Source organism: Leptospira perolatii (assembly GCF_002811875.1).
Lineage (GTDB): Bacteria > Spirochaetota > Leptospiria > Leptospirales > Leptospiraceae > Leptospira_B > Leptospira_B perolatii.
Map to the genome: position 1 here is coordinate 120,146 of NZ_NPDZ01000001.1, position 23,253 is coordinate 143,398.

Genomic DNA, 23,253 nt, shown 5'->3' on the forward strand with positions numbered 1-23,253 from the left:
GCAGATGATCTTCGGTGCAGATTATTATCCGGAACAATGGACTCCCAAGGACTGGGAAGAAGACTTTCGAATCATGAAAGAGATGGGACTGAATTCGGTCAGACTCGCAGAATTTTCTTGGGCGATGATCGAACCGAAAGAGGGCAAATTCGATTTTTCCTTTTGGGATAAAATTCTAGACCTAGCAGGTAAACATAAATTTTCAGTTATCTTAGGAACTCCTACAGCGACTGTTCCGCCTTGGCTGGCAAAAAAACATCCAGATGTTTTACAGGAGAGGGATGGAATCGTCCGAACGATAGGTACCCGTCGACAAGCTTGCTTTTCCTCTCAGAACTATGTGCAAGCCGCAAAGAAAATGGTTACGAAAATGGCAGAGAGATATGGTAAGCATCCGTCTGTAATTGCTTGGCAGATCGACAACGAAATCGGGCACGAAGGATCCGATATTGATTATTCCAAGAAATCTCTAGAAGGATTCCAAGCCTGGCTAAAAAAACGTTACAAGTCGATCGAGAAACTCAACGAATCCTGGGGAAATATTTTCTGGGGAGTTTTATACTCCGATTGGAAGGAGATTCCGATTCCAGGAAATCATATATCAGCAAATTTTAATCCTTCTATGATCCAGGATTTCTACAGATTTCAATCGGACTCTATTGTTTCTTTTGTGAAACTGCAGGCAGAAATCCTAAGAAAACATTCTCCCAATCGAAAACTTACCACGAATTTATATCCTAGTCCCTTTCTTCCAGTCGTGGATATGGCGGAACTATTTAAAGATTTGGATTACGTATCCTGGGACAACTATCCCACCTGGGGTGATCAGCAAGAACCTTATCCTCATCCATTCTTATCCGTAATGCAGCAATACAATCGAGGATTAAAGAATCTTCCCTTTACAGTGATGGAGCAGATCTCCGGTTTTCAGGGTCACGAATTACTTGGATATTTACCCGCGCCCGGTCAAACAAAATTATGGATGAAGCACGCGATAACACACGGAGCAAACCAAATATACTTTTTTCGTTATAGAACTGCTCGGTTTGGACAAGAGCAACTTTGCTATGGAATATTAGATCATGATAAAGAACTTACGGATCGATACCACGAAATGAAAGAGGGAATCTCGGAAATTTCTCACTTTGCTCAGGACTTTGCTTCCGAACCATTTCCCGCAGAGGTTGCAGTACTTCATGATATCGAAAATTCTAGAAATTTCAAGCACCAACCTATCTCCTCCGGATTGATGTTCAGCCCAGCCCCTTTTGCGCAAATAGGCTATGATATTGAAATGGCCACTTGGTATTCTAGTCTTTCGATTTTGAATGCGAACACTCATTTCCTCCCTATCCACCAAGCGGATTTTTCGAAGTATAAAGTTATAGTGTTACCTTTGTACTCAATGGTCGACAATTCCACCGTGACAAAACTGGAGAAGTTTGTTACGGAAGGAGGTACTCTAGTTTTAGGATTCCGCTCCGGTGCAAAAGACAAGAATGGTTGGATGCTCGATTCTCAAATTCCAGGACCCTTTTCAAAAATGGCAGGTTTGAAAGTAAGAAAATTCGAAGCGATCGGCAAGCAGAGTGCAAAAATCCGGTTTCGGTTCCTGCCTGGCAAGGCCACTAAGATTTGCGAATTATTAGAACCCACTACCGCCAAAGTGTGGGCAAGATATTCGGATTCCAAAAAATTCTATCGAGGAGTTCCCGCAATTACTTGCAACAGCTTCGGAAAAGGCTCCGTTATTTATGTTGGAACTTCTCTAGAGCCAGTCTCCGGGATGCTTTTGTTCCGACGAATTCTAAGAAATGCAAAAGTAAAATTTCAGTTTCTAGGACCAAGTGTAGAAAAAGTTGTACGTTCCGGAAAAAAGCAGGACTACGATATATTCATCAATCACTCTCGAAAAAGTGTAATCGCAGGATTTAAAATACTGAAGCCGTTTGAAGTAAGGATTCTGCCCAAAGACAAGCCATGAGATTATCAGAAGTAAAAGAACTCAATTTACTATTATCTAGCTTGGGAGAAAAGAAAAACGAGAAGTTATCCATTTTCATTGATAACCTTCACACTCCTTATTTCGAGTTTCCGTCCACATACGATTTACCTTCCACTTCCGTATTCGAAGTGGATTACAAGGCAGCGCAGCAATTCTTAAATGTCGCCGGCGAACTGATCCCGGAATTGATCGCAAACTGTTTTGTTTTGCCCGAGCCCAGACCAAAACGTGAAACGGATCGACTTTATTTGGTTCGCCCTATCTATTCCGAGGGACAAGTCTTTCAAGAGCACTCTGAGGAGAACTGGAAGCAAAAGCCTCCTCCCTACCTACTTGTGCTTAGCTTTCATTTGATGTATCTAGGAGGAGCAAGCTCTTCGGACATCGTAAGCCAAGCTCATCAAGGAAGAACTATGTCGGTTCGCACGAATCGAATTTACTATTTAGCGAGGATTGTCCCGATCGAATCTTTGAATCTAGAAGAAGGAACAATTCTGGACTTCGTTTCTAAAAAGTATAAAGAGACCGAATTTATGGTGCAAGTCGGCCGAGATCCGGGAGATAAGATCTACCAAACTTTCTCTGAAATTTTTGACGAAGTAGACTACTCCAGACAAATCAAAGCCATCAACGAAGTGTTGGGAATCCAATCGAATGATTGGAGATTAGGTCGCATCTTCGAACCGCTGGCAGTGGAATACCTTACATTGACTCCCAGGTTCCTTGACTCTAGCGCTGTCAGAATCGCGAATGAATTTCTATCTTTCCGGCAAGTTGTTGATCTTTTGTTAGGATCGGAAAGCATGACTCTTCAGAACCAATCAAAAGATTCCCTATTTGCATGGCTTCGGTCCTTTCGAGCCGAAAGGATACTTTCTCCTTCGGGAAATATGGCCTGGAAAGTTTTTAGGGAAGAATTGACTAGCATTTAAAGATTTTTTAGAAGACTACCAAAATGGATCTAGCACCCCCAATCGATTTCCCTCTTGATGAGGTTAAAAAAAGAATCAAATCTATTCAATCGATTGCCGGCCTCGTTGTAGATTCTGCCCAAAAACTGCAAAAGGAATTAAGGGTCTTTGGTCTTGTAAGTGAATCTGAAGAAAAGGATCGCATTCACAAAGCCGACGAATTGATGGGAAAGTTCCTAGTAGACTTTCTAAGGCAAAATTTTCCGAACGATTCGATCATTTCGGAAGATCACTTCAGATACGATGGCTCCAATCCTTTTCGTTGGGTTTTGGATCCGATCGACGGCTCCATGAATTTTGTTAGGGGAATTCCTCTTTATTCTATTTCAATCGGACTGGAACATAGGGAAACACCTGTCGCAGGAATGGTCTTTGCGCCAGGACTAGACACAAGATACTCCGCAATTTTGAGTCAAGGCGCTTTTAAGAACGGATTAAGAATCGATGTTTCTAATACCGATGCTCTCGCAAGATCTCTCTTGGTCAGCAGCTTTCCTACAAATAGAAAAGAAATCATGAACGAAGTGATCGCTGATATCACTGCTTTTATCAGTTGCGGAAGATCTATGAGAAGAACCGGGTCTTTCGTTCTGGACACTTGCTGGGTAGCGGAAGGAGTTCTGGACGGAATTTGGGAAAAGGGTGTCAAACTTTGGGACACCGTTGCCAGCTCCGTGATTCTCACGGAGGCTGGGGGAAAGCTGACCGATTTTCAAGGAAAAAGATTTCTCTCCGGACAGGCAGAAGTAGTAGCTTCTAACGGAAGAATACACAGCCAGATCATCGACATCCTAAGAAATGTTCGGATTTCGATCGGTAGAAACTAGACTTTAATAAACAACCTATTCTACTTAAGAAAAGCTTCCAGTGCTTTGATCTCTTCATCGCCGTACGGAAATCTAGGCATGACCGCACTTGTTCTCTTTGGAGTATAACCTGGTGGATAACTGCCTTCTCTAATTCTAGCTTTTAGCAACTCAAAGGAAGATCCGAAAATTGCAGGTCCTACAGAACCATCTATGCTGGGATTCATATTATGGCAAGAAGCGCAGTTCGATAGATACAAGCTCTTCCCTTTTTCCTTGAGTAATTCTTCCGGACTTAAGCTTTGATTTCCCTTACACTGGCTCTGGATAGCTACAAAGATCAATACGAGCAAACAAAAAAGGCGGCCTAGACCGCCCTTTCCATCTCCCATTCGATTCGACTGGGTTTGTTTCATTTACTAAATTCCTAGCTCGCGAGTACCAATTCTAATACAACATAAAGAATTGCACTGAGCGCAAACCCGCTGATGATCACGTTCTTTACAGTCTTGATCGGTTTTACCGTAGGCCCGTTCTGATCTGCAACCAGAGCGTTCACTTCGATAATCAGAGCAATCACGACTGCAATGGCGAAGAAGATCAATGCATTAGAAGAATTGTATCTGAAAATCAGATTCTTTGCAGCACCCATGAAGAAAAGCATAGGGATAGATAAGAGAACATTCGAACGAGAAGCTACAAAAGCTCTATTTGCGTTCGGTGCAGGATCTACAGTGGTTTCTCCTTTTGCTTTTGCGATCACAACTTTTTGGTTTGGCCAAATCACAAACCATACGTTTGCCCACATAATCGTTCCGAAGATTCCGCCGACTCCGATGATCACTGTCCATTGAGCATCAATAGGAAGTCCAGCATACAGATTCATAAGAATCATCGTCCAACCAGACAAGAAAGTAATCATTGCACCCCAACGAAACCACCAGAGAGCTCTAGGCACTAGTTTCTGAGTTGCGTTTTTCTTTGTGTCCGCGTCGGTCTCGTTAAAGAATGGGCCCTGGACAAAATTGAAATAGTACAAAAGTCCGATCCAGGTAATCCCCGCTAAAAAATGAGTCCATTTTGCGAGAAAGTAAATTCCAGCTTGGGTAAAAAGCGCTAATTCCATAAATCCTCCAATCACAGTTCTGAATGATGGAACAGTATCCGTTTGAAATTCGGATCGCTATTAAGTTCGAGGATCGGAGGCCCAAGTCAAGCAGTTTTAGAAATATTCTAAAGCAGTAAACTGGAGACCAATTCGGAATAAGAACCTAGGGATTCTTTTCTAGATTCGCCAACGGATGTCTGAAATGAGATCCCCTCAGATCTTTGATCAGCGCATCCTGCAAAGAAGAGTCTAAGCTCGGGCTATCTTCTTCTTCCTTTCCTGAAAAAGGAATAAATCTTTCACGAAGAATTTCAGACTTAGCAACAAGGGTCACTTTGGTTCGATTCCCATTTCGGAACGTAGTAGAAACGAATCGATTTCCTCCGTTTTTATCCGAACCGTGTACGAGCAGTTCAAAGTAATTTTCAAAGTATTCGTGTATATTTCCCGGAAGAAAAAAATCTACCACACCCGGAGGAAAGATTCTCAAAAATCTTCCAGTGATATTTACACTCGGTACTTTATTATAAACTCCTGATACAATATCCGTCTGTCCTTGTCTTTTAAAGAACAAGGTAATACCCAAATTCTGAATATCGATCTTCAAGCCGTACACGTTTAAGAATAATGCAAACCGAACTCTAAGCTGGCTTGGATTTGCCCAATATCCCGGAGCAGATTTCGGGATCTTTAAGAAGATGGAAGTTCCCTCCGAAAAGAATTCCCAACCTTTCTCAAAGCCTCCAGGTTTAAACACCTTAAATCGAAAAGAGGCCTGCTTTCCTCTGCTTTTCAGTTTTTTGTAAGCCTTGGGAAAAGATTCCTTCGTCTTGTCCGATAGTGAATACGATAGAATGACTCCTTCCGCGGATCTATTTTCCTTACACTCAAATTTCTCACAAAGGAAATGTTGTAGAGTAGATACTTCCGATAGTGGGGCCGAATGCGGATTCTGTAAATGATGTGCGAGGGTTTCTATTTTGGGGAACAACTCTAGAAAACTGAATTCAGTCGAAAGCATTTCAGTCTTACGAACAATCTTGTAAGTACCTTGTTCTTTAAACTCAGACTTGCTTACCTCTACATGGAGAGAATAGGGAGTAGATTTATGAACCTTCGGTGGAGAAGCAGAGAGTGTAGGTTTGTAGGATGTACCATCCTTTGACAGAATCATTCCGAGGGTAAGAAGGTCTCCGTTCGCTACTAAAAGCTTTTCGCTTTCCGGATCTGGGAATCCTCCTAAAATTTTTCGGACCTGTGTGTCTTGAAATTCTTCATCGATTGCATCTTGAAACTGAAAGTATTCCGAAAAGAATTCTGCAGCTTGGGGACTTTTGTGCAGGCAACCTCCCAAAAGGGCGGAGGCCAAAGTCAAAACGATACTCTTTTGTAAAAACTGGGTTACCATTGTTTTCACGGACGCTCTTTCCTGATCAGATCGAAAAGTCTGATCACATCAGAATCTTGAACAGACTGAAAGCTTTCTGCATGGATCAACCTGCCTTTTCTGGAAAATACTCTCAAAAAAGTTTTTCCCTGAGATAATCCTTCCGCAAGACTTCCTTGTTTATCCAGCAGGATTGATTCGTACTCTTTGTCCTTTTCCTTGGAAATATAATCGAACGCGCCGGAAGGAGCTCCCGATAGATTTACAAAAGCGATAAATTCCACCGGATCAGACTCAGAGATTAAAGTCTGCATCTTCCAATAAATTTTTCGACCATGCTTTCTGCACAGAACTATATCAGTGAAGGAACAACCTAAAAGGAAGAAGGTTTTCCCTTTCGCAATCTTGTCGGTGAATACCTTTCCTCTTTGGTCCAGAAGTGAAAACTTTGGAACTTTTGTTTGATTCGTTTCCGATAAAAGCGGAAATGTGAAAAGGCAGAAAATACAGATCGAGAAAAGGCTTATATGACTTTTCGAAAATCGACTGGAACCCGAAAAGTATGCCAAGAATTTCCCGACCATAATCTAAACTTTGAAAGTTCTTTCTTCAAAGTGTTCCCGTTATTTGGAAAATAAAAACCTATTTTCTATGAAGTCTAAAAATTCCGTCCCAATCTTCGGAAGGAGCTTGCTTTAGGAAAAGCTTGGTTCTCTTTGCGTAGAGCCTGACTACGCTATCGTGCGGATGTTCTTTATACATTTCCCTGAAAATCAAAAAGGAATCGCGAAATTTCTTTGATTTGTAAAGAGAAATTCCTTCATTCAGCCTATCTTTAACTCTATCCTTCCAGGCAGCGAATTCCGGTGGATCCGCTTCGTACACTTCGTATAGTACAACTGGTTGGGTCTTTCCTTTTACGATTACTGTGTCGATTTCTCTGGCACGCACTTCCGAAAGCAGATTCAATCGTAAGAAAGTATGATGAGTGATCAGAATCCGTGTTTTATAAAAACTTGTAAGGCTCTGAACCCTAGAGGCAAGGTTTACTGTATCGCCGATCACCGTAGTATCGATTCTCCGGTTACTTCCTACAGTACCAAGAATTAGCGGACCCGTATTGATTCCTATTCCGAGGTCAGCTGCACCGTAAGCGCTATCGCCCAAAGAATGAAGAACTTTAACCATATCGATTGCAGATTGCAAAACATTGTCAGCAGAGTTAAATTTTTCCTTTTCCGCTCTAGGGCTATAATCTGAAAAGAGGGCGAGTATCGCGTCCCCGACGTACTTATCTACAAATCCGGAATTGCGAAAAATAATCTCTTCAAAAGTAGAGAAGTACTGGTTGAGATACTTAATATTTTCTTCCGGAGTTAACCGTTCGGATAACGAGGTAAATCCTTTAAGGTCGGCAAAAATGACCGACATGGATTTTTCCTTGGAATCTCCGATTCTAATTTCTACCGGATCCTTTTTATCCAAGATCGATATGAACTCGGAAGGAACAAACCTGTAAAAAGCGTCCCTTTGACCGGCTAATTCCAAGTTCAATTCCTGAGACTCTTTGTAGAGACTCACATAGCGCGAAACAAGCAGACTAATAATGACCAAAATGAAAGTCAGATAAGCGATTTTAAAATAAGGATAATGTATTCCAATAATCTTATAGATCGCATCTAAAGTATCCCAGATTCCGAAAGAAGCGCAGATCGCAATTCCGATCGCCATTTTTCCTGCGTCTGGTCTCTTTTTCCGAATTGTCTGGAGTGTAAAAAATAAAACGTAGAGCAACATCGGGATGAGGAGAAATTGGAAAAGGCGCAAATTCACCAGCAAATATCTAAACGGTAGAACCCACATGCCTAAGAAAAAGAAGATACTAAGCACGCCCAAAATTCGGATCATCCAAAACTTTCCTTCTTTTTGATAGAAGAACTCTTTTGCAAAAAGTAGGAACATGGGGACCATAGGAATTAGAGAAGAGAACTCCAACCTGTAAAGTATTCCGCTGTCAGGACCTCCTACAAAATTGATGAAGCGATTTGCGATATGATTCGTAGTCGAATAGAAGTAGACGGAGGACAGGAGTGAAAACAATCCGAAATAAAGATAATAAGAATCTTCCGTTCTAGTTCTAAAAAAAAGTATATGATAAATTCCGAATATAGTATAGATCCCGAAAAGGAAAATATCCAAATATTCGGAAGTTTGCTCGTAAATGTCTTCTAAGCTAGAGATTCGATAACCGGAAGAATGGTAGAATCCGAAATGATCGTTCGGAACATAGGGGGTGGGGGGAGATTCTCCGCGTATTTCTATTTGAAGTTTGTTCGTTCCAACTTTCAAAAGACCGGGTTCAATCGGAATCGTAACGCCTTTTAAGGATCGCTTGCGACTCAATGAATCCTCCTCTATCGGAAACCATTCTTCTCGGAGAATTTTCCCATTTAATTCCAGCCTCCAATTTTCTCCGATGTCAGGCAGGAAAATTCCCGTTGGAATTTTCAGAAGTGCATTTTCCCTAGATAATTCGAATTCGGTCTTGACAAGTACTTCGTGAACTCCTGAATTCGGGAGAATAGGAAAAAACTCTGTGAACGGAACAGGAAATTTATGAATCGTTTTCGAATTCTCTGGTTCAGGATTTCTGCGATCCTGTTTCGAGATATTCTTCGTCTCGGGGAATCCCTTTTCGGTCTTCCAAACAGCAGTCCAAGTTAATTTAGTAAGATCTATGCTCGGAGCTTGTTGTTTTTCGTAACCACACCCTAAACAAGAAAACAAAAATAGGATAAGAAAAGGTACAGTTTTACTTTCGGAACGAATGAAATCCAAATTTTGGACCTCACATTACAAGCTCGTCTTCACCAGCACGAGCGACCACAATGTCTCCGGATTCTTCCAACTTACGTATGATGTTAACGATCTTTTGCTGCGCGTCTTCCACATCCTTAATTCGGATTGGACCCATAAAATCCATATCTTCTCGGAGAAGGTTTGCAGCTCGTTTTGACATGTTCTTAAATATCTTTTCTTGAACTTCTGTATCGACCGATTTAAGCGCTTTCGCCAAATCGGAGTTATCTACTTCTCGAAGAACTTTTTGAATCGCTCTATCATCAAGTAGCACGATATCCTCAAATACGAACATCCGCTTTTTGATCTCTTCGGCGAGTTCGGGATCTTCTTCTTCCAAAGCTTCGATAATCGTCTTTTCTGTTCCGCGGTCGACCAAGTTCAAAATTTCCACAACAGAATCGATACCACCGGCGGAAGTATAATCTTCGCTTGCGAGAGTGGAAAGTTTCCTTTCCAAAACCCTTTCTACTTCTCGCAAAACGTCCGGTGATACTCGGTCCATCGTAGCGATTCTCTTAGCGACTTCCGCCTGTATTGTATGCGGCAAGTTGGATAGAATATTAGAAGCTTTTTGCGGATCTAAGTAAGACAGAATCAAAGCAATCGTTTGAGGGTGCTCATTTTGAATAAAGTTTAATAAGTGCTGAGGGTCCGTTCTTCGAATGAAGTCGAATGGCCTGACCTGCAAACTCGAGGTCAATCGATTGATGATATCGATCGCTTTCTGATTTCCTAATGCTTTCTCTAATAACCCGCGCGCAAAATCGATACCACCGTTGGAGATAAACTCCTGGGCCATCATCAACTCGTTGAATTCAACGAGTACTTTTTCCTTATCTTCAGGAGTGATTTTGTCCAAGCGAGCGATCTCGAAAGTGATCTGCTCGATCTCGTCCTCGCGGAGATGCTTGAAAATCTCTGAGGATACGTCCGACCCAACAGCGATCAGAAAGATTGCTGCTTTTTGTCTACCAGTTAGTGTTGTCTTTTTATTGAGCACGCCGGCTGCTATCCTATCAGATCTTATCGGTAAACTTTCCGCTTTTCAAGGCAAAGTTTTTCCCAAGGAATTGCTTGCAAATAGGACATAATTATAAAACTTTCGAAGTAGGTCCCACCACGGCATTTTTATGAAACTCAAAGTATATGAATATAAAAACTGCGATACTTGCAGAAAAGCACTGAAATACCTTTCTTCCAAGAAGATCGAATTTGATACGGTAGCGATTCGCGAAACTCCTCCCAAAAAAACCGAGCTAAAGAAAATGCTCACCTACTTGGGAGGAGATTCCAAAAAGTTGTTCAACACTTCCGGCCAAGACTATAAAGCAATGGGTTTGAAAGATAAACTCGGAAAATTGAACACGGATGAACAGATAGATTTGCTTTCTACTAACGGAAATCTGGTAAAACGGCCTTTCGTATTAGGCGACGGATTCGGCTTTGTAGGATTTAAGGAAGAAGATTGGAAAAAGAAGTTCGGTTAACGTAATAGGTTAATGGATTCTGTTCTGATGATTGCCTTAGTTACTTTGAGACAAGTAGAGTTACTGAGCTAATAGCTCCATTCCTTTTCCTTCCCTAGTTACTAGAATTTCATCTCCTGTACAATCGATGATCGTAGAAAGTTCCACGTCGACAATCCCGCCATCGACGATCCCTTGAATTCGTTTTCCGTAGACTTCTTCCAGCATATCCACATCGACTACAAACTCATCTTGGATAAAAACCGATGTAGACGTTAGCGGGTTCGGATGTAAATCTAAGAGAGACTGCAGATATATGGAGTCCGGAATTCGAATCCCAATTTGTTTTTCCTTTAGGTTAGAAAAAGATACCCGAGGCAAATGCTTATTTGCGCGCACAATAAAAGTAAATGGTCCAGGTGTAATTCTCTTCATTAAACGAAATGACTCATTCGAGAGTTGCTCCATGTAATGCGAAGCGACCGAAATATCCTTACAAAGTAGAGCAAGCGGTTGGTTTTTCGGAATATTTTTTAACTGATAGAGCTTCTCTACTCCGGAGTGGGATTGAGAATCCGCCACCAGTGCATAAACAGTATCGGTTGGAAATATATAGACTGCCCCGTCCAACAAGGACTGAGAGATTTTAGTTAAAATTCTCTTTTCCGGATTTTGCGGGTGCAGTCGATAAATCATACGCTCGAAGAAACTCCTCCGTCTACGAGTAGGGTTTGACCGGTCACATACTTGGACGCATCCGAAGCAAAATACAAAGCGGCACCTACTAAATCCTCACCCGTTCCCAATCTTCGCATCGGAATGTGATCTTGCATTTGAGCCATAAGCTCTGGCCTTTCTTTTATCATTTCAGTCATATCCGTATCGATAAACCCTGGGCAAATCGCATTCACTCTGTAACCGGAACCTACCCATTCAACCGCGAGAGCCTTGGTCATATTGATAACTGCCGCTTTTGTTCCGCAATAGACTGAAGCAAGCTTTGTCGCCTGAAACCCGAGAACAGATGCAATATTTATAATATTGCCTCCCTTTTTTTTGTGGATCTTATAATAAGCCTGACAGGCTCTGAATACACCTACAAAATTAGTTTGAACTATACTTTGGATTTCGTCTTCCTTAAAAAATGCGGCAGGAGTGTTCGAGGCAACTCCTGCATTGTTGATAAGTACGTCTAAGCGGCCGTGTTTTTTGGCGATGGTCTCGATGATCGGATCCATCACTCCGGGCTGTCGAATGTCCGCAGCAAAGGCTGTGATTCCGGATCCATCTAATTTTTTTATGGACTCCGCAGAAGATCCTGTGCCATAGACGATCGCTCCTGCATTCTTGAAACCTTCGGCAAACTCTCTCCCGATTCCTCTAGTTGCGCCTGTCACCAGAACCGTTTTACCGGTTAAATCAAAAAGATTTTTCAAAACTCTTTCCCCTTATCTTCTGTTTTTGGCTCCGAATAATATACATTCGGTTTTGCATCTCCGTCAATCGGACTACATGGATGCTTTCTTCTACTATAATCTCTTTTGCGGCCGCTGATTATATCGTATCGCTCAAAAAGTCTTTTAGAGTCGATTCTCATATTCTTTCCATAATCAGATATTGTGTCTTTATCCCGCTCTCTAGTTTTCTTTTCAGGAAGCATGGGGTCAGAAGGCACTGGCTCTTGGTCGCCCTCATCTCTAATTTTATATTCATCTCTTAATATTCCACGATCTACGAAATGATCGAAGCCTTCATATTCTTCGTGAAACGGATCGCAATCGGTAAGATCGGGATGAACTTCTATGGCTTCGCATTTCCATTCTATCCAATCGCAAGTCCACTGCACTACGTGGTTTCTATAATTCTGAATATTGCAACCCCTGCAGGAAGAAAAAAAGACGAAATAGAATGCCAAGATAGAAAGACGAGTAAAGCGAGAGAAAGAAGGTCCCTGTTTAAATATTCTCATTTTTTCCCTGATTGAGAAGAAGCTTCCTCTTCTTTGACTGGCGCAGGAGTTCCTTTTCTCAACTCATAAACTCTTCGAATCGAGGCTTTCTCTTTTTGGCGACCGTTCTCTTCAGAAACATGCAACAATTCCAAACAATCATCCCAATATTTTACGTCTGCCGGATTTAAGTAGTCTGTTTCCAGAACTCGATTGCGCGAAAGTTTAGCCTCCGGTTCTAATTTGCCTTCCTTTGATTTCTCTAACAAAATCTTTGCTTTGAATAGCTGCAAAAGTCCCTGCTTCGCAAAATAAAGTGCATGTCCCTGATTCCCGGCTTCTTTTTCTGACTTAGCTGCTAACCAAGTATCTCTATAGATTTGCAGATGCTTTTCTATCACTGGGATATATTGTTTATTCTCGAACTCTGGATTGAGTTTAATATCGACTACTGCAGGCTGGATTTCTTTTTCCAATATGTCAGATTTTCCTAATACTTCCTTGCTCTGGTTCTCTGCAATTTGGTCGAGCTTGGATTTTAACGTTTGGAATTGATTCGCCGAATTTTCCCATTCCGCCCTTTGAAAGGAAGTTTCCCCTTTCGTATATTCTCCTAATAGATTATCCCATTCTGCCTTGCGGTCAAAATTTAAAAGCGTGGCTCTCAAGTATCTTAAAGCCACCCAAGCCTTTTTTCGGATTATGTAAGCTCTAGATTTAGGATCCGCATTTTTCACGCTAGAGTTAGAGGAATTGCTTTCCAAAGTTTGAGTATTCTCCTTTGGAGGAGGGCTGATTGGAGTTGTTTGTGAATGATTCGGTTCTGGAAGTAAGAGTAAGAACGCGGTCGCTAGTCCAAAGATGAAAAGTTGGAGTCTATACATACTTTTATTCGAGTGCCCTGTTACATTGATCCATCCAGTGATACAAAGAAAAGGAGTGCCTGGCAAGGCTTTTATTAGATCTTAGCCGTATGCTTCTTCTAAGATCCAAATCCCCGCGCAGAAAGGAGATTTTTGATACATTAAACTTGGTTTATGAGATCGACCCTTTTGAAGTGGACGAGTCCTCTTTTGCAGGTGAAAGACCATTGGATTATCTGAAAAGAATCACACTAGCAAAACTAGGTCCTGCCCCACTGAACTCATCGGATTTGTATGTCTCTGCGGACACGATCGTAGTCTTTGAAAATTCCATATTGCAGAAACCGACGGACATACAAGACGCGATCGAGATGCTTAGGATGCTAAACGGCAAAAGTCACTTCGTATATTCAGGACTAGGTCTCTCTTCTCACGAGAAGACAATTTTTGACTATGACACTTCCGAAGTAGAATTCAAGAAATTGGAAAAGGAAAAAATTCAAAAGTATGTGAAAGAGGCATTACCCTTGGACAAGGCCGGTGCCTACGGGATCCAAGACTTCGGAAGTCCTGTCAAAAACTTCAAAGGTTCTTACACGAATATCGTAGGATTTCCAATCCGGAAATTTTATTCAGAGCACGATCTTTGGTCTCCTTTTTTAAGAGGAAACATTACGATTTCTGAATGGAATACTTTTCAGTAAAATATTGCTGATTGAATAATTGGTTCAAGAACGGATGAACTCAATCGATTCAGATTAGGCGTAAGTATCGAAAAAGCGACCTTTTTGCACAGCTTCCGATTTTGGAGAGGGTTTTCCGGGTTCGCTGTATAAGTTGAGGGAATCGGAGTGGCGACGGATTTCTCTCGGAGTGATTTGCTCCACAGGATGGACAGTGTTACGGTTTAGGACAGGTTTTACGTAGGTAAGATTTTGTTCCGGAAATGATATTTTCTGAACGCCGTCGCTAATTTTCATAACACTTCTCTGACCCACTCCAAATCCTTGGAATTGGATTAGTATCTCTATCGACAAAATCAGCGTGATCCTTTAGAGAATAAAGCGAGCAGAGACTTGACTATACCACAGGATTTCGGAGTATGAATCTGTGGTTGCGGTAAAAGAATCTTCTGGCTATGGGAATCTCTTGGATTTTCTTCATAAGACTAAGGGCGGAATCGATGAATTGCCGAATGTGCTTTTTGTAGTAGCCGAGGATTCTTATGAATTCGGAATCGTCTCTGATCTATACAGAGAAGCGTTCAAAAAATCCGGAGATTCGTTCGAAGTAGTAGTCTTTGTTTCGGAACCCGGAGATCTGGAGAGCTTCCAATCCGAAGTGAAAAATATGGAATTGTTTGCTGCCCGCAAACTCTTTCTGATCAAATCAGGTTCTGTTTTTTTCAAACCCATCCTATCGAAGGGAAAATCAAAATTACAAAAAACTCCGCCTTTCGCCTCTTTGCCGGATTCTGTAAAAATTTTGGTTCATTACGACCATTGGGACGTATCCAAAGAAGTTCTCGCTTTATTCGACAAAGACGCTAAATACTTTCTTTCTAAAAAATTCTTCGCTAGTGATCGAAAACCTGCACTAACTCAAGCCTGCAAAGAATTAGAAGTAAAACTAGAAGACGAGGCAGAAGAGGAATTTATTCTAAAAGTTCATCCAACCTCAGGATCCTATATTAGAAATCTGGAAAGACTGAAACTGTTTTTAGGAAAAAAAATCTATAATGTATCTGACATCCGAGAAGTTTTATTTCAATCTTCTGAATTTAACGCTACGGAGATTTTGGATTACTTCTTCGACCGGGATGCGGGCAGATTCTTTAAGGAGTTTTCCAAATTCAGGGTCGGAAAGGACTCTTTGCTGCTTTTCTTAAACTTATTTAAGGATCATTTAGACAAATTAAGAAAGTTTAAAGTATTAAATCGCTTCTATGATAAGGTTCTTTCCGAAAAGGAACAGACTGAAATCTTAGGAATCCAGAATTATTCTCCGGCTAGAAAGAATAGATTCTATTTTTTACTCAAGAAGCAATCCAATATCTTTAGCGATAAAGATGTCGACGATCTGTATTCATTTTTGATTGATATGAACCGAAGAATAAAAACCGGGGCAGAAAAGTCCGATACGATTTATTATTTCCTCAGAAGGATCGAAGAACTTATTCGGGTTTAGGATCGTTTAAATCGAATTCCGTTATCTTTCTGTAAATTGTCCTCTCCGAGATTCCGAGAATTCTCGCTGCTTTTTCTCTATTTCCGTTTACTAGCACCAAATTTCTTCTGATAATCTCTCTTTCATAATCTTTGAGTGGAATCCCAGTCCTGACTTCCAATTTTATTTCCGTTTTATACCTAGTTTCGAACAGCTCCGGAGGAAGGTGCTTGGTGTCTAAGGTTTTTACGTTGTGAAGAGAAACCATTCCCTCGATTAGATTTCTTAGTTGGTGAAGGTTTCCCGGATAGTCATACTCCAATAGGAATTTTCCCAATTTATCAGAAATCTTAATGTTTCTTCTGCCGTACTTCTTGCCTACATCAGCTAAAAAGAATCGGACAAACGGTGCAATGTCCTCTTTCCTTTCTCGTAGAGCAGGAAGGTTCAACTGAAGTGTTTGGATTTCGATGAGTAGAGATTCTAATAATTTTCCGTTCGAAACTTTCTCCTTAATGTTTAGATCTTCCGAAAATATGTATCGATTCTTTCCCTTGTCCGCTCTGATTTTCTGCAATAGCTGTACTTGTAGAGCTGGATCAAGTTTAGATACATTTTCTAGTAATATAGTATGGCCATTTAAAGAAGATAGAGTCGAGAAAGCTTCTTTTGCTTCGGAATCAGTTTCAGACGCTCCGAAATCAAACGCAGTGAAATTTGGAAACTTTGCTTTAGCAAGTGAACATAGTAGCTTTCCGAGATAGCTCTTTCCAGTGCCGATTTCTCCGAGCACAAGCACGGGCAGATCGGAATTAGAAGATTGTCGAATTCTATCGAGTAACTTTCGAGAAGTCGGAGAAAGTGCTACAAAAGAGTCTTCATCCATAGTCATTAATGTTGAGAGACTTCAAGGATCTCTCCCTTCACCACACAATCATAACGCGATTTTTCTGTATTTCGTATGTAATTTCTCGCACTTCCCGGATCACACTCCAGAGATTTCGGAGGGACGTAGGGATAAACTTCCACGGAATCCGGTATAACTTCGACACCTTCCAAGGAAAAAGAGGAAGAAAGAAAAGTAACCTTCCAAACTCCCTTTTTGCCTTCTGCGACACTGTTCCCTGCAGGGAATCGCATCCAGAAAGCTTTTTCACCTGTTTTTACAAGTACTTTTGATCCTTCGCTTATTACATCAGTCTTAGAAGAAAATGAAAACGATTTCCCAAGAAGAAGAGAAAAATTACTTCTAACTGGTTCTGCGGAAAGAATTTTTTCGCCCTTAATTTCTTCAAAAAGTCTGCTCAGGTTCCAAGGGTTTAGCGCATCTGAGAGAAAGTATTTTCCTGATAAATCGATTTTTTCCAAACCATTTTCATCCAACTCGGCACCCGGATCCAATATTTGAGAAGTCACATAAAGTCTTCCGTTCTTTAGAACGATCGTCTTATTATCTCTAGAAGTTGCTACTCTTTGGTAATAAATTGCTTCTTTGAATTCCTGCGCATACTTTGATGCGTCCAAGTGTGCCTTTCTAGATTCAGGCCCTGAATAGGAAGAATAAATAATATGAACTCGAACTCCTTGTTTTGCCAGAAATTCAAGCGAGCTCGAATATGATCCCGCGGAATTGCCTAACTTTGCATTCGTAAGTACAATCAGCTCTATCCTTGGGTGATAATCCGGTTTGTCTACCGAGAGCAGAACTCTTCCTAAACGAGTAAGTGCATTTCCAAGATCTGAGGTAGTTGATTTTCCGACTGGTTTCCATTCTTTCCATTGTCGAACAAGATCAGCCCTACTTTCAACTTCAGGATAAACTTGGGAAAAGTTTTCTCCAAAGACAGCGAGTCGAAATGAAGTTCGAGGTCTCCAGGAAGTGGACTCAAGAAGGGACATAAACTCTTTGCGCTCATTCGCATACGAAAAAGAGCCATCTACTAGAAAAATTTGCAGAGTTTTCCGTGCATCCGAGTTCTCTTGAAAATTTTTTTTCGGTTTTTTAGGAAGAAGAGGAAAAGATTTCTGTGTCAACTTTTCGTAAAGTTCGAAGAGATCCTTTCGTCCAAAAACAGAATACTCTTCTAACTGAGAGAGGTTACAATCATAAACCGTACGATCAATTCTTGCTTTTTCGCGTATTTCTAATACATCTCTCGCAATATAATCCGCTTTATATTTAAAGCATGCTGCCTTCAGTTGTTCCTTAAAAATTTCGGGACGTAAGTAATCCTTTGCTTCAGGATCTCTGGGATCTTTGATAACTTCCAAAATTCGCGCAGAGTAGATGTTTGATGTATAAAATTGTCCTAATCTAATCAGCTCGAAAGGTTTTTCGGGAGTTCCTTCCAGCATTTTTGGCGAAACTCCTTCCCAATATCCGGGAAGAAATGCAATTGAGGTAGCAATCACATTCCCACGCGGAAAAAAACTCAGGATTAATATAATGAGGACGAAACTTTTTGCACCTAGTGCAGTGCGTAGTTTCTGATTTCTGTAGTTCTTAGTCTGGAAAATAATTTTACAAAGCTTCATGAAAAAATGGCTTGCGAAATAGATTTAGAGGATATATTTCTCAAATCCACCTGATCAAGGAGAAAATGATGATCAAGAAACTTGTCGCTATTTCATTCGCAGCTGTTCTTTTATCCTATTGCGGACCTGACACTGCGCAAAAGGATGCTACTTCAGTTGGGGATGGAGGCTGGTCTTTCGAAGGATGGGGCGGACCCCCAGAACAAAGAAGTGACGGGAAAACTCCAAAAGATACTAATCCGAAAGATTACTACTACATGAAGTTTTCTTCACGCGCATCAGCAAAAGCTGTGGCTAAAAAGAGTCCAGCAATGATGCAATCTACTTGCCGCGAAGCTTCTCGCCTACAAGGTGCTTCCGACGTGGTTAAAAAGATGGTTGGTGAAACAGTTGAATCTGCTTCCGGAGTTTCCGATGGTGAAGCAACTGCGAACGTAATCGTTTCTCAATCTGCAGGTATCGTTAAAGGTGTTGGAGTTTACGAATGTAAAGCTACCGGCGCTGGTTCAGATCCTAGCGATGTAAGCAAAGACAACTGGGAAGAATGTCAGTGTGTTATTTACGCTAAATTCCCAGGCGGACGTGACGCACTCGTTGCAAAAGCTCAGGAAGTTGGTAAGTAAATATTACTATTAAGTTTTAAGTAGCTATTACTACTAAAAACGAAAACCCCACTTTTTAGTGGGGTTTTTTTTGCCTTTTTAGTTTTAAAGATATCCTATTCAGTCACTACAAGACCGTACTCAGTTGCGATGGCATTCGCCGCATCTAAAAACTGATCTGCCTTCGATACAACTAACTTCAAAGCTTCTGTAGCTGTTGCTTGTAGTTTTTGTTGTTCAGCAGGATCGGTTGACTTAGCAAATTTTTCCAGAGCCATGCTTGCTTTTCTAAGATTTTTTACAGTGTCACCTAATAAAGGATCTTTAGAAATATTTGGAGAATTCGGTTGAATCCAAACTTTATAATAGTTTTCGATCTTTCCGTTTTTAATAATGGAACCATAGCAATTTACGTTCGAAAATTCTCCGTTTACCTCATTTTCCAAACAATACATTCCTCTAATCAGTTTTCCCTTGGACGGAGAGGTAATACTGGGCTTTGCGAAGGAAGTATCCCCGTCGACTGTTACAAATAGGACTGCATCTGAAAAGTTTTTCAAGAGGGCAAAACCTTCTTTGTTACTTACTGTTTTCAGTTTCAGATAGTCTGCTTGGCTTTTGTTTCCCTTGGCATCCGTCGTTTCAAATGGAACAATTTCTAGACCAGTAACTTCTTCCATTCCGTAAACTAGTTCTACTTGTTCGGCTTTATCTGCTGTGCCGGCCTTTTTATAAATCCATTGATCAAAGTTGGAATATTTGGTTCCGACGATTTGGGCTACTACTGGTTTCTCCTCTTTTTTGCACAATAAAATGAAGCCACATACTGCGATAAGAGCGAGTATAGCAAAATTCTTTCTCAACTGCATTTGGAATTCTCTCCTTCCGAGAATTCCAAATTAGGCCTAGCAAAAAATTTCTGTCAAGAGGATTCGCAGAATGGGAGCATTCCGAATCCAGGATACACTAGATATGTCCTTGAGCTGATGGTAAGGAAGTTCGGAAATTTTATGGACGGAAGAAGTTTAACTAACGGCGGCCAGATGACCTTCATTCTTTAAAATAGGCTCTAACTCTGAAAGTTCGTGAAGTAACTCCCTAACACGAATTGGATCAATGCACTGAAGGAGCTCCGTTCTGAACGGAAGGACTTCTTTTCTGTCCTGAAAAATTCTTACAAAATGCTTCCGCATCAACACAATTGCCAGAGAGGCCCCGAAAGTTTCTTCCATCAAGGCTAAGTGTTCCAAACTCAATCGCACCAATTCTGAAAGCATTAGATTTTCTTTATCTATATTGGAAAAAAGCCAAGGATTACCTATAGAATTCCTTCCAACCAGGACTCCGTCGACTCCGTACCTTTCCTTTCTTGCCCTTGCATCTTCAAAGGAAGTAATATCACCGTTTCCAAAAATAGGAACTTTTCTGGCGGCTTTGACTTCTCCGATTGCATCCCAATCGGCGTTTCCGGTATAACCCATTTCCTTAGTTCTTCCATGAACGGTGATTGCCGAGGCTCCGGATTCTTCCAAAATCCTGGAAACTTCCAGGTAGTTTCTGGATGCATCGTCCCATCCGAGTCTAATTTTTGCAGTTACAGGTACCTTTAAGCTGCTAGCCATCGCTTCTATAATTTTCCCGGCATAAGCTGGCTTTCTCAGTAAGCCTGCTCCTGATCCACGCATCGATACATTTCGAGTAGAACAGCCCATATTTAGGTCAATAATGTCTGGTTGCAAATCCTGGATTCTTTTTGCTGCTTCTAGAATGATTTCTAGATTGTTTCCGAAAATTTGAAAGGTAATCGGTCTTTCTTCTTTACGAAAAGCTAATAAAGATAACGCTTTCTTTGAGCCTACTGCCAGGCTATCTGTAGAGACAAATTCAGTGTAGGAAAAAGCCGAGCCGTATCTTCGAGCGATTGTCCTTGTTGGACTATCGCTGATTCCTGCCATGGGAGACATGGCAAGCCAACCCGGGATTTCTACGGACCCGATTCGGATCATTTTTCTTTGCGCTCAGTCAGAACCGTAAAGTCTTGTACTCGGTCGTTGTCTTTCACATCCACCACTCTGACCCCAACCGCGGTTCTTCCTAATTTAGAAATTTGCGCGGCTTCGGTCCGAATGATCATACCCTGCTGAGAAACTATGATAACTTCGTCTTCTAATCCGACAGATCCAGCTCTTACAGCAAAGCCGTTCTTTTCTCCGACTTTCAAGAAGGCCATGCCTTTTCCGCCACGACCTTTTGTAGAGAACTCTTCGAATCCGAGTCTCTTTCCATAACCATTTTCGGAAATTACGAATATATCCTCACCTTCGACTACTTTAGACACGCCTATAAGTGCGTCATCTGCTCCCAGTCTCATGCCTGTAACACCCTGAGCAGTTCTTCCTTGGGCACGGACATTATCCATTTCGATTCTAAGCGCTAGACCTTTTCTAGAGAAGATCATTAAATCATCTCCTTTGCGAACCGAATCGACAGAGATCAATTCATCACCTTCTCTCAGGCCTATTGCAATAATTCCAGATTTCTTTACATTAGAGAATTCTGATAATTCTACTCTCTTCATAAAGCCTTTTCTGGTCACGAGAAGTAGGTCGGTATCCTTATCCATTTCCCGGAAAGCAAAGATCGAAGAAATAGTCTCGTTTTCTCCCAATCCGATAATCGCTTTCAGAGATTTTCCTCTTGCTTCTTTCGATGCAAGAGGAAGTTCATAGGCCTTTAGCATATAAACTTTTCCGATATTGGAGAAGAACATTACGTTATCGTGAGTCATTGCCGACTTCATGATTTTTACAACGTCGTCTCTTTTTTGGGAAAGTCCCTGGATCCCTTTTCCGCCTCTTCTTTGTCTTTTGAAAGTGTCGATCGGAAGTCGCTTGATAAACTGATCGTATGTGATTTGAAGAACCATTTCTTCATCTGCGATCAAATCTTCTGCATTAAACGAAGATGATTCCACGCTTTCCAGGCTTATATCAGTCTTTCTTGTTGTTCCAAACTTCTCGGAAACTTCTGTTAACTCGGTGCAAACGATGTCGGCGACTCTTGCTGGATTTGCCAAAATGTCTTTCAAATCAAGTATTAGTTTTCTGACTTCTTCCAATTCATCGATGACTTTTTGAACTTCCAAAGAAGTAAGTCTTTGCAATCGCATTTCCAAGATCGCATCTGTTTGAATTTCAGAAAGACTGAACCGTTTCATCAGTTGTTCTTTAGCTTCCGCAGGCGTTTTGGAAGCACGAATGACTTTGATCACTTCTTCGATATTCTCGAGTGCGATCTTTAATCCTTCTAAGATATGAGCTCTTTTTTCTGCCTTGTCTAAATCGAATTGAGTTCTTCGAACGATAACTTCTTTTCGGTGAATCGAATAAGCTACGAGAATTTCTTTTATATTGAAGATCTTAGGCTTGTTGTCTAAAATCGCCAACATAGTGATTCCGTAGCTCACCTGTAGTTGAGTCAGCTTTAGCAGTTGGTTTAGTATAACTTGCGCGTTTGCATCTTTCTTTACATGAATTTCTACTCGAATTCCTTTCCTATTAGAAAGATCTAATATTTCTGAGATGCCTTCGATTTGTTTATCGTTTACCAAATCTCCGATTTTTTCCAAGAGCAGTCGCTTGTTGACTTGATAAGGAATCTCGGTAACAACGATTACTTCTCTTCCTTTTTTTGTTTCTTCGATTTCAACTTTGGAGCGAATTCGAATGGAACCTCTTCCGTTGGAGTAGGCAGAAATAAGTCCCTCTCCACCGATTACAATCCCTCCTGTTGGGAAGTCGGGTCCCGGAACAATTTTCAACAACTCGGGTATGGTAATCTCTGGATTCCTGATCACCGCTATGACTGCAGAAATGCATTCCTTTAAATTGTGAGGCGGAATGTTTGTAGCCATCCCGACTGCGATTCCGGAGGAACCATTTACGAGCAGATTCGGAAAATTAGCAGGTAAAACATCAGGCTGTTCTTTTGTATCATCAAAGTTCGGTGAAAAATTGACTGTGTTCTTTTCGATATCGCGCAGTAGCTCTTCGGCAACTTTTTCCAAACGAGCTTCGGTGTATCGATACGCCGCTGCGTTATCACCGTCAATGGAGCCGAAGTTTCCCTGTCCGTCGATTAATGGAACGCGTAAAGAGAATTCCTGCACCATACGAACTAACGCATCATAAACTGCAGAATCTCCGTGAGGGTGATAGTTACCGATGACTTCCCCGACGATTTTGGCGCACTTTACATAAGCTCGGTCGCTTCTCCAAGCTCTCTCGTTCATTGCATGCAATATACGTCGATGGACTGGTTTTAAACCGTCCCTCACATCGGGAAGCGCTCTACCGACGATTACGCTCATCGCATAACCAAGGTAAGCTTCCTTCATTTGATCTTCGATTTCGACCGGAATGACCCTTACGCCATTCTTTAGCGCTTCTCCGATATCAGGTCTAGAAGAAGGGCTATACCCCAGAGTCTTTGTTTCGTTCTCCATCTCTTGGCTCATTCGATTTTAGAGCTCCCA

At 41.3% G+C, this 23,253-nt stretch carries 23 protein-coding genes; 7 read left to right on the plus strand and 16 right to left on the minus strand.

The features are described from left to right. The first annotated feature begins 4 nt into the window (after positions 1-4). The 3 genes from CH373_RS00560 to CH373_RS00570 are packed head-to-tail and all read left to right on the plus strand — an operon-like array spanning position 5 to position 3,803. Entirely contained in the window at positions 5-1,984 is a 1,980-nt protein-coding gene (locus CH373_RS00560; RefSeq protein WP_100711997.1) for a beta-galactosidase, read from the plus strand. Next, positions 1,981-2,937: an LIC_10030 family protein gene (locus CH373_RS00565; RefSeq protein ID WP_100711998.1), complete on the plus strand. Its 957-nt coding sequence runs from the start codon at positions 1,981-1,983 to the stop codon at positions 2,935-2,937. The genes CH373_RS00560 and CH373_RS00565 overlap by 4 nt, the downstream gene beginning before the upstream one ends. Before the next feature lie 23 nt (positions 2,938-2,960). After that, the gene (locus tag CH373_RS00570; RefSeq protein ID WP_100711999.1) at positions 2,961-3,803 is read left to right on the plus strand and encodes an inositol monophosphatase family protein; all 843 of its coding nucleotides are present in this window, start codon (positions 2,961-2,963) and stop codon (positions 3,801-3,803) included. A gap of 20 nt (positions 3,804-3,823) precedes the next feature. Here CH373_RS00570 and CH373_RS00575 read toward each other — a convergent pair whose 3' ends face one another. The 6 genes from CH373_RS00575 to fliG all read right to left on the minus strand — a co-directional run bounded on the left by CH373_RS00575 (position 3,824) and on the right by fliG (position 10,139). Continuing rightward, positions 3,824-4,198, minus strand: coding sequence for a c-type cytochrome (locus CH373_RS00575; protein ID WP_100712000.1), 375 nt, complete (start codon positions 4,196-4,198; stop codon positions 3,824-3,826). An 11-nt stretch (positions 4,199-4,209) separates the two neighbouring features. Next, positions 4,210-4,908, minus strand: a complete 699-nt coding sequence (locus CH373_RS00580; RefSeq protein ID WP_100712001.1) for a urate hydroxylase PuuD — start codon at positions 4,906-4,908, stop codon at positions 4,210-4,212. Positions 4,909-5,053: 145 nt separating this feature from the next. Further along, entirely contained in the window at positions 5,054-6,298 is a 1,245-nt protein-coding gene (locus tag CH373_RS00585; RefSeq protein WP_100712002.1) for an LIC10025 family lipoprotein, read from the minus strand. 5 nt (positions 6,299-6,303) lie between these two features. After that, entirely contained in the window at positions 6,304-6,591 is a 288-nt protein-coding gene (locus CH373_RS18760) for a hypothetical protein (RefSeq protein ID WP_243393196.1), read from the minus strand. A 328-nt stretch (positions 6,592-6,919) separates the two neighbouring features. After that, entirely contained in the window at positions 6,920-9,115 is a 2,196-nt protein-coding gene (locus tag CH373_RS00595; RefSeq protein ID WP_243393197.1) for an adenylate/guanylate cyclase domain-containing protein, read from the minus strand. A gap of 10 nt (positions 9,116-9,125) precedes the next feature. Then, complete coding sequence (fliG, locus tag CH373_RS00600) at positions 9,126-10,139, minus strand: flagellar motor switch protein FliG (RefSeq protein WP_010416486.1); 1,014 nt, start codon at positions 10,137-10,139, stop codon at positions 9,126-9,128. 130 nt (positions 10,140-10,269) lie between these two features. Between fliG and CH373_RS00605 the strand changes: the two genes are divergently transcribed. Further along, a complete protein-coding gene (locus CH373_RS00605; protein ID WP_100712003.1) occupies positions 10,270-10,626 on the plus strand; it encodes an arsenate reductase family protein in 357 nt (118 codons plus the stop codon). 60 nt (positions 10,627-10,686) lie between these two features. Here the strand turns inward: CH373_RS00605 and CH373_RS00610 are convergent, their stop codons facing one another. The 4 genes from CH373_RS00610 to CH373_RS00625 are packed head-to-tail and all read right to left on the minus strand — an operon-like array spanning position 10,687 to position 13,437. Next, on the minus strand, positions 10,687-11,301 hold the full coding sequence (locus tag CH373_RS00610; protein WP_100712004.1) for an L-threonylcarbamoyladenylate synthase: 615 nt from the start codon (positions 11,299-11,301) through the stop codon (positions 10,687-10,689). Continuing rightward, on the minus strand, positions 11,298-12,041 hold the full coding sequence (locus CH373_RS00615; protein WP_100712005.1) for an SDR family NAD(P)-dependent oxidoreductase: 744 nt from the start codon (positions 12,039-12,041) through the stop codon (positions 11,298-11,300). The genes CH373_RS00610 and CH373_RS00615 overlap by 4 nt, the downstream gene beginning before the upstream one ends. Further along, positions 12,038-12,574: a hypothetical protein gene (locus CH373_RS00620; protein ID WP_100712006.1), complete on the minus strand. Its 537-nt coding sequence runs from the start codon at positions 12,572-12,574 to the stop codon at positions 12,038-12,040. Before CH373_RS00620 ends, CH373_RS00615 begins: the two co-directional genes overlap by 4 nt. Next, the gene (locus CH373_RS00625; protein ID WP_207761413.1) at positions 12,571-13,437 is read right to left on the minus strand and encodes a hypothetical protein; all 867 of its coding nucleotides are present in this window, start codon (positions 13,435-13,437) and stop codon (positions 12,571-12,573) included. Before CH373_RS00625 ends, CH373_RS00620 begins: the two co-directional genes overlap by 4 nt. 89 nt (positions 13,438-13,526) lie before the next feature. Here CH373_RS00625 and CH373_RS00630 point away from each other — a divergent pair, with 89 nt between their 5' ends. Beyond that, positions 13,527-14,120, plus strand: coding sequence for a nucleoside triphosphate pyrophosphatase (locus CH373_RS00630; RefSeq protein WP_100712007.1), 594 nt, complete (start codon positions 13,527-13,529; stop codon positions 14,118-14,120). Between the two features lie 54 nt (positions 14,121-14,174). On the opposite strand, the gene CH373_RS00635 is transcribed toward CH373_RS00630, so the two are convergent. Beyond that, a complete protein-coding gene (locus CH373_RS00635) occupies positions 14,175-14,453 on the minus strand; it encodes a hypothetical protein (RefSeq protein WP_100734052.1) in 279 nt (92 codons plus the stop codon). Between the two features lie 73 nt (positions 14,454-14,526). On the opposite strand from CH373_RS00635, the gene holA reads away from it, so the two are divergent. Continuing rightward, the gene (gene holA, locus CH373_RS00640; RefSeq protein WP_207761414.1) at positions 14,527-15,603 is read left to right on the plus strand and encodes a DNA polymerase III subunit delta; all 1,077 of its coding nucleotides are present in this window, start codon (positions 14,527-14,529) and stop codon (positions 15,601-15,603) included. On the opposite strand, the gene CH373_RS00645 is transcribed toward holA, so the two are convergent. Together CH373_RS00645 and CH373_RS00650 are read right to left on the minus strand one after the other, a co-directional pair. Continuing rightward, a complete protein-coding gene (locus CH373_RS00645; RefSeq protein ID WP_100712536.1) occupies positions 15,590-16,468 on the minus strand; it encodes an AAA-type ATPase lid domain-containing protein in 879 nt (292 codons plus the stop codon). The genes holA and CH373_RS00645 overlap by 14 nt on opposite strands. A gap of 5 nt (positions 16,469-16,473) precedes the next feature. Beyond that, positions 16,474-18,102, minus strand: coding sequence for an LIC10012 family protein (locus CH373_RS00650; protein ID WP_423789748.1), 1,629 nt, complete (start codon positions 18,100-18,102; stop codon positions 16,474-16,476). Between the two features lie 83 nt (positions 18,103-18,185). On the opposite strand from CH373_RS00650, the gene CH373_RS00655 reads away from it, so the two are divergent. Continuing rightward, positions 18,186-18,740, plus strand: a complete 555-nt coding sequence (locus CH373_RS00655) for a lipoprotein LipL21 (protein WP_100712538.1) — start codon at positions 18,186-18,188, stop codon at positions 18,738-18,740. Between the two features lie 95 nt (positions 18,741-18,835). Here CH373_RS00655 and lenA read toward each other — a convergent pair whose 3' ends face one another. The 3 genes from lenA to gyrA form a co-directional block, all read right to left on the minus strand. Next, positions 18,836-19,588 (minus strand): lipoprotein LenA, encoded by a 753-nt coding sequence (gene lenA / locus CH373_RS00660; protein ID WP_100712010.1) that lies wholly within the window; start codon positions 19,586-19,588, stop codon positions 18,836-18,838. 156 nt (positions 19,589-19,744) lie between these two features. Next, positions 19,745-20,725 (minus strand): tRNA dihydrouridine synthase, encoded by a 981-nt coding sequence (locus CH373_RS00670; protein WP_100712012.1) that lies wholly within the window; start codon positions 20,723-20,725, stop codon positions 19,745-19,747. After that, positions 20,722-23,235, minus strand: coding sequence for a DNA gyrase subunit A (gene gyrA / locus CH373_RS00675; protein WP_100712013.1), 2,514 nt, complete (start codon positions 23,233-23,235; stop codon positions 20,722-20,724). The genes CH373_RS00670 and gyrA overlap by 4 nt, the downstream gene beginning before the upstream one ends. Positions 23,236-23,253: the final 18 nt, after the last annotated feature.